Here is a 13933-nt window from a genome sequence, read left to right on the forward strand (position 1 = left end):
CGCTTACCCAAGCCCCGCCCCACCCCCGTGCTACCCGCACCCCCGCATCAAACCCACATCCCTGGGTGTTCGACCATAATAATTCGCTCCACTGGGGCACATGACTGTCAGGGATTACCGCATGACTACCAGCACGACCTATTCAGAAACCACGCCTGCGCAACCGACGAACTCCGCCACCCGCGTGGCGACCGCGAGTTTCATCGGCACCGCCATCGAGTTCTACGACTTCTACGTGTACGCCACTGCCGCCGCGCTGGTGATCGGTCCGGTGTTTTTTCCGCAGACCTCCGGCACGGCCCAGATGCTCTCGGCGTTTCTCACGTTCGGCATCGCGTTCCTCGCCAGGCCACTGGGCTCGGCACTGTTCGGCCACTTCGGTGACCGCATCGGGCGCAAATCGACCCTGGTCGCCTCTTTGCTGCTGATGGGCGTGTGCACCACGCTGATCGGCGTGCTGCCGGGTTACGACAGCATCGGGGCCTGGGCGCCGATCCTGCTCTGCGTGCTGCGCTTCGGCCAGGGTTTGGGCCTGGGTGGCGAATGGGGCGGCGCGGCATTGCTGGCGACGGAAAACGCGCCCAAGGGCAAGCGCGCCTGGTTCGGCATGTTCCCGCAGCTTGGTCCGTCGATTGGCTTTCTCGCGGCCAACGGGCTGTTTTTGACGCTGGCAATGACGCTGGACGACGAACAGTTCCGTTCGTGGGGCTGGCGGATCCCGTTCCTGCTCAGCGCCGCGCTGGTGATGGTCGGCCTGTACGTGCGACTCAAGCTGCACGAAACCCCGGTGTTCGCCAATGCCATGGCCCGTCAGGAGCGAGTGAAGATCCCGCTGGTCGAGCTGTTCAGCCAGCATTGGGCGCCGATGCTGCTGGGCGCCGGTTCGATGGTGGTGTGCTACGCGCTGTTCTACATCTCGACGGTGTTTTCACTGAGTTATGGCGTGTCGACGCTGGGCTACACCCGCGAAACCTTCCTCGCACTGCTGTGTTTTGCGGTGCTGTTCATGGCCGCCGCGACGCCGTTATCGGCCTGGGCCAGTGACCGTTACGGGCGCAAACCGGTGCTGATCATCGGCGGCGTGCTGGCGATTCTGTCCGGGTTCTTGATGGAGCCGCTGCTGACCCAGGGTTCGACCTGGGGCGTGGCGCTGTTCCTGTGCATCGAGCTGTTTTTGATGGGCGTGACGTTTGCACCAATGGGTGCGCTGCTGCCGGAGCTGTTTCCGACACACGTGCGTTATACCGGCGCGTCAGCGGCCTACAACCTGGGCGGCATTGTCGGAGCCTCGGCGGCGCCGTTCTTTGCTCAGAAGCTGGTGGCGATGGGTGGTTTGAGTTATGTCGGCGGGTATGTGTCGGGGGCGGCGGTGCTGAGTTTGATTGCGGTGCTGTGCCTGAAAGAGACGCGTCACAACGACTTGAATCGGGTGGCCTGAACCAGAAGCATCGCCAGCAGGCTGGCTCCCACAGGGTTATTGGGTGTACACAAAATCTGTGACCGCCCAATAACCCTGTGGGAGCTAGCCTGCTAGCGATTGCCGCGCCTCGGTTTACAGCTCGACCACAACAGACTGAGAAGCGCGGGTCGCTTTAGCACGGGCAGCTTCGATCGACTCGTCCCGCGCCAGCGCCACACCCATCCGGCGCTGACCATTCACTTCAGGTTTGCCGAACAGACGCAACGCCGTGTCTGGCTCGCTCAATGCCGCGCCGAGATTGGCGAAAGCCGTCTGGGTCGACTGCCCTTCCACCAGAATTACCGCCGAAGCCGAAGGCGCGAACTGACGGATCAATGGAATCGGCAGCCCCAGAATGGCCCGTGCGTGCAATGCGAACTGCGACAGATCCTGAGAAATCAGGGTCACCAGGCCGGTGTCGTGCGGGCGTGGCGAGACTTCGCTGAACCACACCTGATCGCCTTTGATGAACAACTCGACGCCAAACAGACCACGACCGCCCAAGGCTTCGGTGACCGCCTTGGCCACACGCTCGGATTCCGCCAGGGCAACCGGGCTCATGGCTTGTGGCTGCCAGGATTCCTGATAGTCGCCCTTCTCCTGACGGTGACCGACCGGCGCGCAGAACGTGGTGCCGCCAACGTGGCGCACAGTCAGCAAGGTGATTTCGTAATCGAAGTCGATGAAGCCCTCGACGATCACCCGACCTTTACCGGCACGACCGCCTTCTTGCGCGTAATCCCACGCGGTTTTCACGTCATCGACGCTGCGCAACAGGCTCTGGCCCTTGCCCGACGAACTCATCACCGGCTTGACCACGCACGGGAAGCCCAGGTCCTGAACGGCTTTGCTGTAATCCTCGAAGGTGTCGGCAAAGTGGTACGGCGAGGTCGGCAGGTCCAGCTCTTCAGCGGCCAGGCGACGGATGCCTTCACGGTTCATGGTCAGTTGCGCGGCGCGTGCAGTCGGGATCACGGTGAAGCCTTCGGCTTCCAGTTCGACCAGGGTCGCGGTGGCGATGGCTTCGATTTCCGGCACGATGAAATGCGGCTTCTCGGCTTCGATCACGGCACGCAGGGCAGCGCCGTCGAGCATGTTGATCACGTGGCTGCGGTGAGCGACTTGCATGGCCGGCGCGTTGGCGTAACGGTCAACGGCAATCACTTCAACGCCCAGGCGTTGCAGCTCGATCACCACTTCCTTGCCCAACTCACCACAGCCACACATCAATACGCGGGTCGCGGTTGGCGACAATGGAGTTCCGATACGGGTCATCTCAGGTCCTCAAAGGAGCGGATCATCGAGGGTCGCTGTGCCTGGCACGCTTCCCATGGGGAGAAAGCGCGGCATTTTACATGAACCTGAGGGTTTGGCTTCAGCCGGCGATGGCCAGTTTGCGCAAGCGCCACGCCATGATCAGCCACACGGCGGTCACGCCGGCGAACTTAGAGCCCATGGCGGTGAGGATCACGGCCGGGGTGAAGGCGTCGATCATGCCGAAGAAGATGAAGGTATCGAGGGGAATGCTCAGGGCCGAACTTATCCACAGACGGTCGTGCAGCGGGCGTTTGGTGATGCTGAACACCAGCCAGTCGATGCATTCGGAGACCGCGAACGCGGTGGCGCTGGCAAGGGCGATGGACGGATCGGAGGTGACATAGGACAGCACCAGCGCTGCCAGCATTGCCGCGATTGCACCGTGGCCGAAACGGGTTTGCACCATGTCGCGCAGGACAAAGACCAAACCGCCCCAGGCGGACCAGATGACGTCCAGGTGCGGCGCGGTGGAAAAGGCGTAGTTGATCAGCACGACGCTGCTGATGTAGGCGATCAGGAAGAGCATGTGGCGTGGGGATTCCTGTAGGAGCGAGCTTGCTCGCGATGGTCGTTAACGATAACGCGAAAAACCGGATGTGCTGCGGTGCTCTCTGGTTCTTCGCGAGCAGGCTCGCTCCTACAGGGAACGCGATCAATTGTCGGACTTGTTACCAATCATCCAGATCAACCCGCTGGATTTCGCCCGTTCGTGACACAGTCCCAGGACCGTTCGGCGCTCGTCATTACTCATCCGGCTCCAGCCCGTGATTTCCGCCACGGTGCGCTGGCACCCGGTGCAGATGTCATCGTCGTCCAGCGCACAAATGTTCACGCAGGGCGATAGCACCGGGCGTTCGGGCGTGTTCATTCTTCCTGCTCTGCCAGATCGCGGGCATAACGCTGGGAGTTATGCACATAGTGCGCAGCGCTGGCCTCGAGCATTTTTTTCTGCGGCTCGGTCAGCTCGCGCACCACCTTGCCGGGTGAGCCCATGACCAGCGAACCGTCCGGAATCTCCTTGCCTTCGCCGATCAGCGAGTTGGCGCCGATGATGCAGTTCTTGCCGATTTTTGCGCCGTTGAGGATCACTGCATTAATACCGATCAGGCTGTAGTCACCGACGGTGCAGCCGTGGAGCATGGCGTTGTGGCCGATGGTCACGCCGGTGCCGATGGTCAGCGGGTAGCCCATGTCAGTGTGCATCACGGTGCCGTCCTGGACGTTGCTGTTCTTGCCGATCAGGATCAGTTCGTTGTCGCCACGCAACACGGCGTTGAACCAGACGTTGGCGCCCTCTTCCAGTTTGACCTTGCCCACCAGCACGGCGTTGGGGGCAACCCAGCTCTGCGGATGGGTGTCGACGCGGGCGTCGCCCAGGCGGTATTTCATCGTGTTGTCCTCAGGCTCAGGCAGCAGCGGTTTCACGCCATACGAGCGATGGCTTCAGGTGTTGATAAAACTCTTGGGCGGCTGGTGCAGGCTGATTTTGGCGTCATAGAGCAAGTTGATCAACTCGACGATCATGATCGCGGTCAGGCCCCAGATCTTGTATTCGCCATAACGATAACTCGGCACGTACCAGCTGCGGCCCTGGTAATCGATGCGATGGGTATGTTCACGCGGGTCTTTGCGGAAGAATTCCAGGGGAACGCTGAACACCGCAGCGATCTCGGCGTCGTTGGCCAGGTACTCGACAAAATCCGGGATCACGCCGACATAAGGCGTGACCTTGATGCCGTGCAGGGAAATCAGCGGGCTCAACGGCCCGATCACTTCGACCAGCCCCGGCGGCAGGCCGATTTCTTCTTCGGCCTCGCGTAGCGCGGTGAAAATCAGGTCCGGGTCTTCCGGGTCGCGGCGTCCGCCGGGGAAGGCCACTTCGCCGCCATGGGTCGAGAGCCCGCTGGCGCGCAGGGTCAGAACCAGTTCCGGTTCATCACTGCGAGTGATGGGCACCAGAACCGCGGCCTCCGGGAAACGCTTGTCGGTTTCCAGTGTGCGTGGGATGTGGTTGCTTACTCGATGCAGTAGCTCGTCCAGCATGAGTCTTCTCGATTTATTCGCTACTTCGCATCATGCACCAATCACACCGACCGCCCAAGCCCCCGAACTGCGGAGTGTCGCTAAACGACAACTTGCCGACAGACACCGCCGCACGCCAAGATAGGCGCAGCATTCAGGAACCCAAGCATGAAATTTTGCAGTCAGTGCGGCAACCCGGTCACCCAGCGCATTCCCGAAGGCGATTCGCGTCTGCGTTTTGTCTGTGACAGCTGTCAGGCGATTCACTACCAGAACCCCAATATCGTCGCCGGCTGCGTGGCGACCTGGGGCTCGAAAGTGTTGCTGTGCCGGCGCGCCATCGAGCCACGGCTCGGTTACTGGACCCTGCCCGCCGGTTTCATGGAGAACGGTGAAACCATCGAGCAGGCGGCCATTCGCGAAACGGCCGAAGAAGCCTGCGCGCGGGTGCGCAACTTGAGCATCTATACGTTGATCGATGTGCCGCACATCAGTCAGGTGCATGTGTTCTTTCGCGCAGAGCTGGTGGACCTGGATTTTTCCGCCGGCCCCGAGAGCCTGGAAGTGGCACTTTTCGACGAAGCCGACATCCCGTGGTCCGACCTGGCTTTCCGCACGGTGGGCCGTACCTTAGAATGCTTCTTCGCTGACCGGCGGACCGAGGTCTACCCCGTGAGATCCGAGTCGATCCCGCCGCTTGCTCAGCCTGCCATCACCTAAAAAACATCTATAAATAAAATAGCCGCGACACCTCTTAGGGATATCGTTTCAATGCGCTGGTTGCTTGCCCTGTTTTGCTTGTCGTTCGTCGCTATCTCCCAGGCTTCCGTTGCGGAAACGCTGGACGGCAAAGTCATCGACAAAGTCCTGGTTCTCAAGTCCGCCCACCAATTGCAATTGATCAACGACGGCAAGCCGTTGAAGACCTACCGCATCTCCCTGGGCAAACGCCCCAAGGGGCCGAAACTGATGGAAGGCGACAAACGCACGCCTGAAGGTTTCTATTGGCTGGACTGGCGCAAGGTCAGCGATAAATTCAACCTGGCGATGCACATCTCCTACCCGAACATCAGCGACTCTGCGCGCGCCCGGCGCGAAGGTGTCGAGCCCGGCGGCATGATCATGATCCACGGTACGCCGGACACCGAAGAAAACCCTGAAAACCTGTTCCACACCCTGGACTGGACCGACGGCTGCATCGCCATGCGCAACATGGACATGCGCGAGGTATGGGGCCTGGTGCCGGACGGCACGATGATCGAAATCCGCCCGTAATCCCACCGCGGGATTGTCGCCTCCTGACAGTCCGCTATCGCCGGCAAGTCGGGTCGCCGCATCGCAGCTCCTACAAAGTTACGCATACCCTGTAGGAGCTGGCTTGCCAGCGATGAGGCCCGGACAGACGCCAAAAATCTCCACCCCTGTCCAGAACCTGAACACACGTTACGAAAACCCTCCTGCCATTGAAACCACCCCCCACCTGCCCCATCTAAGACCCATACCCCATTGCGCAGGTGCCCCATGAGCGACCAGCAAGAATTCCCCGAAGACCCGAGCGACTACGCCGACCCCGAAAACGCCCCGCACCACTCCACCGGCAAAGGCCTCGCCCTGCCCGGCCAGAACCTGCCGGACAAGGTCTACATCATCCCGATCCACAATCGCCCGTTCTTCCCGGCCCAAGTGCTGCCGGTGATCGTCAATGAAGAACCGTGGGCTGAAACGCTGGATCTGGTGAGCAAATCCGATCATCACTCCCTGGCCCTGTTCTACATGGACACGCCCCAGGAAGACCCGCGCCATTTCGACACCTCGGCCCTGCCGCTCTACGGCACGCTGGTCAAGGTGCACCACGCCAGTCGTGAAAACGGCAAACTGCAATTCGTCGCCCAGGGCCTGACCCGCGTACGCCTCAAGACCTGGCTCAAGCACCATCGCCCGCCGTACCTGGTGGAAGTCGAGTACCCGCATCAGCCGACCGAGCCGACCGACGAGGTCAAGGCCTACGGCATGGCGCTGATCAACGCGATCAAGGAACTGCTGCCGCTCAACCCGCTGTACAGCGAAGAGCTGAAGAACTACCTCAACCGTTTCAGCCCCAACGATCCATCACCGCTGACCGACTTCGCCGCCGCCCTGACTTCGGCGACCGGCAGCGAGCTGCAAGAAGTGCTCGACTGCGTGCCGATGCTCAAGCGCATGGAAAAAGTCCTGCCGATGCTGCGCAAGGAAGTTGAAGTTGCGCGACTGCAAAAAGAAATTTCCGCCGAAGTTAACCGCAAGATCGGCGAGCATCAGCGCGAGTTCTTCCTCAAAGAACAGTTAAAAGTCATCCAGCAAGAGCTGGGTCTGACCAAGGATGACCGCAGCGCCGACATCGAGCAGTTCGAACAACGCCTGGTCGGCAAGGTGTTGTCGACGCAGGCGCAGAAACGCATCGAAGAGGAAATGAACAAGCTGTCGATCCTCGAGACCGGATCGCCGGAGTACGCGGTCACGCGCAACTACCTCGACTGGGCCACCTCGGTGCCGTGGGGTGTGTACGGCGAGGACAAACTCGACCTCAAGCACGCCCGCAAGGTGCTGGACAAGCACCATGCCGGCCTCGATGACATCAAGGACCGCATCCTCGAATTCCTCGCGGTCGGGGCCTATAAAGGCGAGATCAGCGGTTCCATCGTGCTGTTGGTCGGTCCGCCGGGCGTGGGTAAAACCAGCGTCGGCAAATCCATCGCCGAATCCTTGGGCCGGCCGTTCTACCGCTTCAGCCTCGGCGGCATGCGCGACGAAGCAGAGATCAAGGGCCACCGCCGCACCTACATTGGTGCGATGCCGGGCAAACTCGTGCAAGCGTTGAAAGACGTCGAAGTGATGAACCCGGTGATCATGCTCGACGAAATCGACAAGATGGGCCAGAGCTACCAGGGCGACCCGGCCTCGGCGCTGCTGGAAACCCTCGACCCGGAACAGAACGTCGAATTCCTCGATCACTACCTCGATCTGCGGATGGACCTGTCGAAAGTGCTGTTCGTCTGCACCGCCAACACCCTCGATTCAATCCCTGGCCCGTTGCTCGACCGGATGGAAGTGATTCGCCTGTCGGGTTACATCACCGAAGAAAAAATCGCCATCGCCAAGCGCCACCTGTGGCCCAAGCAACTTGAGAAGGCTGGCGTATCCAAAGGCAGTCTGAGCATCAGCGACAGTGCGTTGAAGGCGTTGATCGACGGTTACGCCCGTGAAGCCGGGGTGCGACAGTTGGAAAAACAACTGGGCAAACTGGTGCGCAAAGCCGTGGTGAAGCTGATCGACGAGCCGAAAGCGGTGATCAAAATTGCGCCGAAGGACCTCGAAGCATCGTTGGGCCATCCGGTGTTCCGCAACGAACAAGTGCTGTCCGGTACCGGCGTGATCACTGGCCTGGCCTGGACCAGCATGGGCGGCGCAACTTTGCCGATCGAAGCGACGCGGATTCACACGCTCAACCGTGGCTTCAAACTCACCGGGCAACTGGGCGACGTGATGAAAGAGTCGGCGGAAATTGCCTACAGTTACGTCAGTTCGAATCTGAAGTCGTTTGGCGGCGATCCGAAGTTCTTCGACGAAGCCTTTGTGCACCTGCACGTACCGGAAGGCGCCACCCCGAAAGACGGCCCGAGCGCCGGCGTGACCATGGCCAGTGCCCTGCTCTCGCTTGCACGAAACCAGCCGCCGAAAAAAGGCGTGGCCATGACCGGCGAACTGACGCTGACCGGGCATGTTTTGCCGATTGGCGGAGTGCGCGAGAAGGTGATTGCGGCGCGGCGGCAGAAGATCTTTGAATTGATTCTGCCGGAGCCGAATCGTGGGAGTTTTGATGAATTGCCGGATTACCTGAAGGAAGGGATTACCGTGCACTTTGCCAAGCGTTTTGCGGATGTGGCGAAGGTGTTGTTCTGATAGTCATGTTGTGGCTGCACCAACGCTATCGCCAGCAAGCCGGCTCCTACAAGGGTTTTGTGTCGTTCACATTTTTGTGACCGACACAGGTCCTCTGTAGGAGCCGGCTTGCTGGCGATGTCGTCGGCGCTACCGACATCACTTCCCGCCGCTGTCACACTTTGTCTCATCTTCAGTTATGCTCGCCGTTCGTCGTGAATGCCGGAGCCACTGACCTCATGTCCCCCACCCGCCTGTTTGTCCCCCTCGCCCTCGCCTTGCTGGCCGCGTGCGCCACGCAACCGAAACAGAACGTGACCGTGGAAAAACAAAGCGAATGCCCCGTGCAACTGCATAACGGGCAAAACCTGATCCTGACCCTGCCGAGCAACCCGACCACGGGCTATCGCTGGGCAATCCAGGATTCGGCCGGTGGCGTGTTGCGCGCGTTAGGGCCAGAGGTCTATCGAAATCCGGAAGATGCTGGCGTCGTCGGTGCTGCTGGTGTTTCTACCTGGCGTTTCCAGGCATTCGCACACGGTGACGGACGCTTGCGCCTGACTTCGCAACAACCCTGGGCGCCGGAAGTGCCGGCGGTGGAAACCTTCGACTGCGCGATCTCGGTTAACTGATCATGGGCTGGCTGATTCTGGCGCTGATGGGCGCGGTGACCTTTCTTTACGGCCTGAGCGTGCACGCCGCGCTGCTCTGCCTGCTGGTCAAACCGTTGCCCGTGCTGGCCTTGCTCGGCTGGCTGCACGATGCACCGCCCAGCGAGTATCGACGCTGGATCAGCCTGGGTTTGATCTTTTCCCTGCTGGGCGATGTGTTGCTCGCGTGGCCGGGGGATTTGTTTGTGTTCGGCCTCGGGGCGTTTTTGGTCGCGCACCTTGCCTATCTGAAAGCGTATTTGAGTGATTGCCGGCGGTTGGCGGTGTTGCCGTTGATCCTCGCGCTGAGTGTCGGCGCGATGCTGTTGGGGATTTTGATTGCCAATGGTCTGGGCCCATTGCTGATCCCGGTGATCGTCTACGGTCTGGCCATCAGCGCCATGCTTTGGCGGGCACTGGCTCGCCTGGGCACCGATGTACCGAAACGCTCTGCGCTGCTGGCGGCTGGCGGAGCGCTGGCGTTTGTGTTTTCAGATAGCGTGATTGGCATCAACCGGTTTGTTGCGCCATTCGATGCCGCGCCTTATGTGATCATCCTCAGCTATTGGTTGGGGCAGTGGGGCATCACCGCCTCGGCGTTCGGTCCGAAACCGCGCTGAATTCATCGCGAGCAGGCTCACTCCCACAGGTTCACCGCAATCCCTGTAGGAGCGAGCCTGCTCGCGAAGCAATGTCCCTGAACACGAATATCTAAAAGCCTGCCCACCGCTTTATCAGACAACCCGCGCATCCCCGCGCCAAGTTGGCTAAAATGCCGGCCTTTTCCACATACGCCGCTGGAACCGCCGTGAGCAAAGAACCCGATCGCCTTTTCGCCCAGCCTTTGGCCCAGGTGCCCGACTTCGCCTTTAACGAGGACGTGGTGCGGGTGTTCCCGGACATGATCAAGCGCTCGGTGCCAGGTTATCCGACCATTGTCGAAAACCTCGGCGTGCTCGCCGCGCAATTCGCCCAGCCCAACAGCGTGCTCTACGACCTCGGCTCGTCCCTCGGCGCCGTGACCCAGGCGTTGCGCCGTCACGTGCGCACCGACGGCTGCCGCGTCATCGCTGTGGATAACTCGGCGGCGATGGTCGAACGCTGCCGCGAATACCTCAACGGTCAGGATTCGATGTTTCAGGAGTTACTGCCGGTGGAAGTGATCGAAGGCGACATCCTCGCCCTCGACTTTCAGCCAGCCTCGGTGGTGGCGCTGAACTTCACGTTGCAATTCATCGCTCCCGAGCAGCGCACCGCGTTGCTGAGTCGCATCCGTCAATCGCTGCTGCCTGGCGGTGCGTTGATCCTCTCGGAAAAGCTGCGCTTCAACGACCCCGAAGAACACGCGCTGCTCACCGACCTGCACGTCGCGTTCAAGCGCGCCAACGGCTACAGCGAACTGGAAATCGCCCAGAAGCGCAGCGCCATCGAAAACGTCATGAAGCCCGACAGCCTCGAAGAACACCGTGAGCGCCTGCTGGCCGCCGGGTTCTCGAAAGTCGTGCCGTGGTTCCAGTGTCTTAACTTTGCCTCGTTGATTGCCTTGCCATGATTGATCTGTCCCCCCTCGCCCGCCGTCTGGCCGGTACACCGCTGGCCGAATGGGCCAACACCCTGCAAGCGCAACTCGACAAGAAAATGGAAAAGGGTCACGGCGACCTGGAGCGCTGGCAGAGTGCGCTGGACGCCTTGCCGAAGATCCAGCCGAGCGAAGTCGACCTGCTCAACGGCCTGACCCTGGACACCGATTGCGACGCTGAGACCCGCGCGCAAATGCGTACCGCATTGATGGGGTTGTCGCCGTGGCGCAAAGGCCCGTTCAATCTGTTTGGTGTGCACGTCGACACCGAATGGCGCTCGGACTGGAAATGGTCGCGCGTCGCGCCGCATCTGGACCTGAAGGGCAAACGCATCCTCGATGTTGGCTGCGGCAATGGTTACTACATGTGGCGCATGCTTGGTGCCGGCGCGGACAGCGTGATCGGCGTCGACCCGAACTGGCTGTTCTTCTGTCAGTTCCAGGCGGTTCAGCGCTATTTGTCCGAGCCGAATGCCTGGCACCTGCCGTTTCCTTTTGAAGACCTGCCACCGGAACTCGAAGGCTTCGACACAGTGTTTTCCATGGGCGTGTTCTACCACCGCCGCTCGCCGATCGAGCATCTGTTGGCGCTGAAGGATTGCCTGGTCAAGGGCGGCGAACTGGTGCTGGAGACGCTGGTGATCGAAGGTGATCAACAGCAGGTGCTGGTGCCGGAAGACCGTTATGCGCAGATGCGTAACGTGTGGTTCTTGCCATCGGTGCCAGCGCTGATGCTCTGGTTGCGGCGTGCCGGTTTCACGGACGTGAAGTGCGTGGATGTCAGCGTGACGACCGTCGAGGAACAGCGCGGCACGGAGTGGATGAAGTATCAGTCGTTGAGTGATTTCCTCGATCCCGAGGATCACAGCAAGACGATTGAAGGGCTGCCGGCGCCGATGCGTGCCGTCATCGTCGCCCGCAAATAAATTCCGCAAACACTGAATAAACCTGTGGGAGCGAGCCTGCTCGCGATAGCGGTCTGTCATTCAACATCATCGTTGACTGTCAGGCCCTCATCGCGAGCAGGCTCGCTCCCACAGTGGTTTGGTGTTCAGTCTGCGGGCTTGGCGCGCCGGGCCTTGAAGAATTCGCTCAAAACAGCCCCGCATTCCTCGGCCAACACCCCACCTTCATACAACACCCGGTGATTCAAAAAGCCCTGGGTAAAGAACTGCCCCTGACTCTGCACAATCCCCGCCTTGGGCTCCAGCGCGCCGTACACCACCCGCGCAATGCGCGAATGCACGATCAGCCCGGCGCACATGCTGCACGGCTCAAGCGTCACGTACAGCGTACTGCCCGGCAGGCGATAATTGCTGGCGGCCAATGCCGCCGCGCGGATCGCGACCATCTCGGCATGCGCGCTCGGGTCGTTGCCGCTGATCGGGCAATTGAAGCCACGGCCGATGATTTCACCGTCCTGCACCAACACCGCGCCCACCGGCACTTCACCCAGCGCAGCGCCTTGTGCGGCCAGCGCCAGCGCTTCGCGCATGAAGTCACGATCACGGCTGCGGTCGATGATTGCGGCGGGACGAATCTGACGCATCACGCCACCTCGATCGCGGCCATCAGGCCGGTTTCCATGTGGTCGATCACATGGCAATGGAACATCCACACCCCAGGGTTATCCGCCACCAGCGCCACTTGCGCGCGCTCGTTCTTGCCCAGCAAATAAGTGTCGGTGAAATACGGGATGACCTTGTGCCGGTTCGAGGCAATGACCTTGAAGCTCATGCCATGCAGGTGAATCGGGTGCTGGTACTGAGTCATGTTCTTCAATTCGAAAATGTAGCTCTTGCCCTTCTCAAGCTTGGCAATCGGGCGGTCGGCGCAGGTCTTGTCGGTGATGTCCCAGGCCTTGCCGTTGATCTGCCACAGGCTCGGCGGCCGGCCGTTGTCGACGTTCACCGAGACAGAACCCACCCATTCGAAATTGAAGTTGAGTTTCTCGGCATTGGCCAGGTCCGGCTCGGCCACCGGGTTGGCGGGCAGCGCGGGCGGCCACTCGGTTGGGGCATCGGTGTTCGCCACTGAGCGGAACGTGCCCAAACGTACCGGGCCGTTGCGCAGGGATAATTCTTCACCGGCCGCAGGTGCCTTGATTGCCAGGCAAATGCGCATGCCCGGCCCAAGCCAGTATTCCTTGCCCAACGGACGTGGCTCGACGGGATTGCCGTCCAACGCGTAGATCTGCGCCTCGACACCGGGAATGTTGAGGCGATAGGTCAAGGTGTTATCGAGATTGAGCAGGCGCACGCGAGTGATCTGCCCGGCCGGCAAATCGATGACCGCTTGCGGCACACCATTGATCGTCGCCAGACGCCCCGCCGTGCCGCCCCGGGCCGCTTCCCGGGGAATGCTGAACTCGACGAAATTGCCCACCTCGTCGACATGCCAGCTCTTGAGGCTCAAGGTTTTCTCGTACTTGAAACCGGTCGGCTCGCGCTCTTCGACAATCAGCGGCCCCACCAGGCCTCGGCCCAGTTCTTCGCTGCTGTTCACATGCGGGTGATACCAATAGCTGCCGGCATCGGGTACGCGGAATTTGTAGTCGAAGTATTCACCCGGCAGCACCGGCAACTGCGAGACGTAGGGCACGCCATCCATTTCCAGCGGCAGGCGGATGCCGTGCCAGTGAATGGTGGTCGCCACCGGCAAATGGTTGATGAACCGCACCCGCAGCCATTCGCCCTGACGCACGCGCAACTCGGTACCCGGCGCCGACGGGCCGAACGCCCAGGCTTGGGTCTTGTGCCCGGCCACCAGCTCGACGTCCAGCGGCGCCGCAATCAGCTCATAGTCGTGGCCCGCATCGGCATCGGCCATCTTGCCCAGCCAGTAACGCGACGCGCCCCCCGCACCGACGCCAACGACAACAAGACCGGCCAGGCCACCGAGGATTTGGCGACGGGTAAAGGACATGAACTCAACTACCTCACGTATCAGCGACAGGTCTGGAGACCTGGAAAAGGCGAATACGATACA

15 protein-coding genes are annotated in these 13933 nt (G+C 60.9%); 8 read left to right on the forward strand and 7 right to left on the reverse strand.

What is annotated here, in order from left to right:
* The first annotated feature begins 121 nt into the window (after positions 1-121).
* Positions 122-1438: an MFS transporter gene (locus tag KGB24_RS11145; RefSeq protein ID WP_223415432.1), complete on the forward strand. Its 1317-nt coding sequence runs from the start codon at positions 122-124 to the stop codon at positions 1436-1438.
* 114 nt (positions 1439-1552) lie between these two features.
* On the opposite strand, the gene purT is transcribed toward KGB24_RS11145, so the two are convergent.
* The 5 genes from purT to KGB24_RS11170 form a co-directional block, all read right to left on the reverse strand.
* Positions 1553-2734, reverse strand: a complete 1182-nt coding sequence (gene purT, locus KGB24_RS11150; RefSeq protein ID WP_223415433.1) for a formate-dependent phosphoribosylglycinamide formyltransferase — start codon at positions 2732-2734, stop codon at positions 1553-1555.
* A 100-nt stretch (positions 2735-2834) separates the two neighbouring features.
* Positions 2835-3302 carry a VUT family protein gene (locus KGB24_RS11155; protein ID WP_223415434.1) on the reverse strand — a complete coding sequence of 156 codons (468 nt, stop codon included), beginning with the start codon at positions 3300-3302 and terminating at the stop codon, positions 2835-2837.
* Positions 3303-3428: 126 nt separating this feature from the next.
* The gene (locus KGB24_RS11160) at positions 3429-3644 is read right to left on the reverse strand and encodes a DUF1289 domain-containing protein (protein ID WP_223415435.1); all 216 of its coding nucleotides are present in this window, start codon (positions 3642-3644) and stop codon (positions 3429-3431) included.
* Entirely contained in the window at positions 3641-4165 is a 525-nt protein-coding gene (locus KGB24_RS11165; RefSeq protein ID WP_008025583.1) for a gamma carbonic anhydrase family protein, read from the reverse strand. Before KGB24_RS11165 ends, KGB24_RS11160 begins: the two co-directional genes overlap by 4 nt.
* A gap of 54 nt (positions 4166-4219) precedes the next feature.
* Complete coding sequence (locus KGB24_RS11170; RefSeq protein WP_008025581.1) at positions 4220-4819, reverse strand: CoA pyrophosphatase; 600 nt, start codon at positions 4817-4819, stop codon at positions 4220-4222.
* A 147-nt stretch (positions 4820-4966) separates the two neighbouring features.
* On the opposite strand from KGB24_RS11170, the gene KGB24_RS11175 reads away from it, so the two are divergent.
* From KGB24_RS11175 to cmoB, 7 genes are all read left to right on the forward strand, one after another.
* Entirely contained in the window at positions 4967-5518 is a 552-nt protein-coding gene (locus KGB24_RS11175; RefSeq protein WP_008042386.1) for an NUDIX hydrolase, read from the forward strand.
* A 51-nt stretch (positions 5519-5569) separates the two neighbouring features.
* Positions 5570-6073 (forward strand): murein L,D-transpeptidase family protein, encoded by a 504-nt coding sequence (locus KGB24_RS11180; protein WP_008025576.1) that lies wholly within the window; start codon positions 5570-5572, stop codon positions 6071-6073.
* Positions 6074-6319: 246 nt separating this feature from the next.
* On the forward strand, positions 6320-8737 hold the full coding sequence (gene lon, locus KGB24_RS11185; RefSeq protein WP_223415436.1) for an endopeptidase La: 2418 nt from the start codon (positions 6320-6322) through the stop codon (positions 8735-8737).
* Positions 8738-8955: 218 nt separating this feature from the next.
* Positions 8956-9348, forward strand: coding sequence for a protease inhibitor I42 family protein (locus KGB24_RS11190; protein WP_223415437.1), 393 nt, complete (start codon positions 8956-8958; stop codon positions 9346-9348).
* 2 nt (positions 9349-9350) lie between these two features.
* Positions 9351-9986, forward strand: coding sequence for a lysoplasmalogenase (locus KGB24_RS11195; protein ID WP_223415438.1), 636 nt, complete (start codon positions 9351-9353; stop codon positions 9984-9986).
* Positions 9987-10138: 152 nt separating this feature from the next.
* Complete coding sequence (gene cmoA / locus KGB24_RS11200) at positions 10139-10918, forward strand: carboxy-S-adenosyl-L-methionine synthase CmoA (RefSeq protein ID WP_177318187.1); 780 nt, start codon at positions 10139-10141, stop codon at positions 10916-10918.
* Positions 10915-11871 (forward strand): tRNA 5-methoxyuridine(34)/uridine 5-oxyacetic acid(34) synthase CmoB, encoded by a 957-nt coding sequence (cmoB, locus tag KGB24_RS11205; RefSeq protein WP_223415439.1) that lies wholly within the window; start codon positions 10915-10917, stop codon positions 11869-11871. The genes cmoA and cmoB overlap by 4 nt, the downstream gene beginning before the upstream one ends.
* Before the next feature lie 125 nt (positions 11872-11996).
* Here cmoB and tadA read toward each other — a convergent pair whose 3' ends face one another.
* Both tadA and KGB24_RS11215 read right to left on the reverse strand, forming a co-directional pair.
* Positions 11997-12494 (reverse strand): tRNA adenosine(34) deaminase TadA, encoded by a 498-nt coding sequence (tadA, locus tag KGB24_RS11210; RefSeq protein ID WP_008042399.1) that lies wholly within the window; start codon positions 12492-12494, stop codon positions 11997-11999.
* Positions 12494-13870, reverse strand: coding sequence for a multicopper oxidase family protein (locus KGB24_RS11215; RefSeq protein ID WP_192228449.1), 1377 nt, complete (start codon positions 13868-13870; stop codon positions 12494-12496). The genes tadA and KGB24_RS11215 overlap by 1 nt, the downstream gene beginning before the upstream one ends.
* Between the last annotated feature and the right edge of the window lie 63 nt (positions 13871-13933).

The organism is Pseudomonas sp. BF-RE-25 (genome assembly GCF_019956105.1).
Classification (GTDB): Bacteria; Pseudomonadota; Gammaproteobacteria; order Pseudomonadales; family Pseudomonadaceae; genus Aquipseudomonas; species Aquipseudomonas migulae.

Bases quoted from the DNA above. Each gene is read 5' to 3' on its own strand.
- KGB24_RS11190 (WP_223415437.1), top strand. From the start codon at position 8,956: ATGTCCCCCACCCGCCTGTTTGTCCCCCTCGCCCTCGCCTTGCTGGCC.
- KGB24_RS11215 (WP_192228449.1), bottom strand. From the start codon at position 13,870: ATGTCCTTTACCCGTCGCCAAATCCTCGGTGGCCTGGCCGGTCTTGTT.
- KGB24_RS11195 (WP_223415438.1), top strand. From the start codon at position 9,351: ATGGGCTGGCTGATTCTGGCGCTGATGGGCGCGGTGACCTTTCTTTAC.
- KGB24_RS11160 (WP_223415435.1), bottom strand. From the start codon at position 3,644: ATGAACACGCCCGAACGCCCGGTGCTATCGCCCTGCGTGAACATTTGT.
- KGB24_RS11175 (WP_008042386.1), top strand. From the start codon at position 4,967: ATGAAATTTTGCAGTCAGTGCGGCAACCCGGTCACCCAGCGCATTCCC.
- cmoA (WP_177318187.1), top strand. From the start codon at position 10,139: ATGCCGGCCTTTTCCACATACGCCGCTGGAACCGCCGTGAGCAAAGAA.
- KGB24_RS11180 (WP_008025576.1), top strand. From the start codon at position 5,570: ATGCGCTGGTTGCTTGCCCTGTTTTGCTTGTCGTTCGTCGCTATCTCC.
- KGB24_RS11165 (WP_008025583.1), bottom strand. From the start codon at position 4,165: ATGAAATACCGCCTGGGCGACGCCCGCGTCGACACCCATCCGCAGAGC.
- cmoB (WP_223415439.1), top strand. From the start codon at position 10,915: ATGATTGATCTGTCCCCCCTCGCCCGCCGTCTGGCCGGTACACCGCTG.
- KGB24_RS11170 (WP_008025581.1), bottom strand. From the start codon at position 4,819: ATGCTGGACGAGCTACTGCATCGAGTAAGCAACCACATCCCACGCACA.
- lon (WP_223415436.1), top strand. From the start codon at position 6,320: ATGAGCGACCAGCAAGAATTCCCCGAAGACCCGAGCGACTACGCCGAC.
- purT (WP_223415433.1), bottom strand. From the start codon at position 2,734: ATGACCCGTATCGGAACTCCATTGTCGCCAACCGCGACCCGCGTATTG.
- KGB24_RS11155 (WP_223415434.1), bottom strand. From the start codon at position 3,302: ATGCTCTTCCTGATCGCCTACATCAGCAGCGTCGTGCTGATCAACTAC.
- KGB24_RS11145 (WP_223415432.1), top strand. From the start codon at position 122: ATGACTACCAGCACGACCTATTCAGAAACCACGCCTGCGCAACCGACG.
- tadA (WP_008042399.1), bottom strand. From the start codon at position 12,494: ATGCGTCAGATTCGTCCCGCCGCAATCATCGACCGCAGCCGTGATCGT.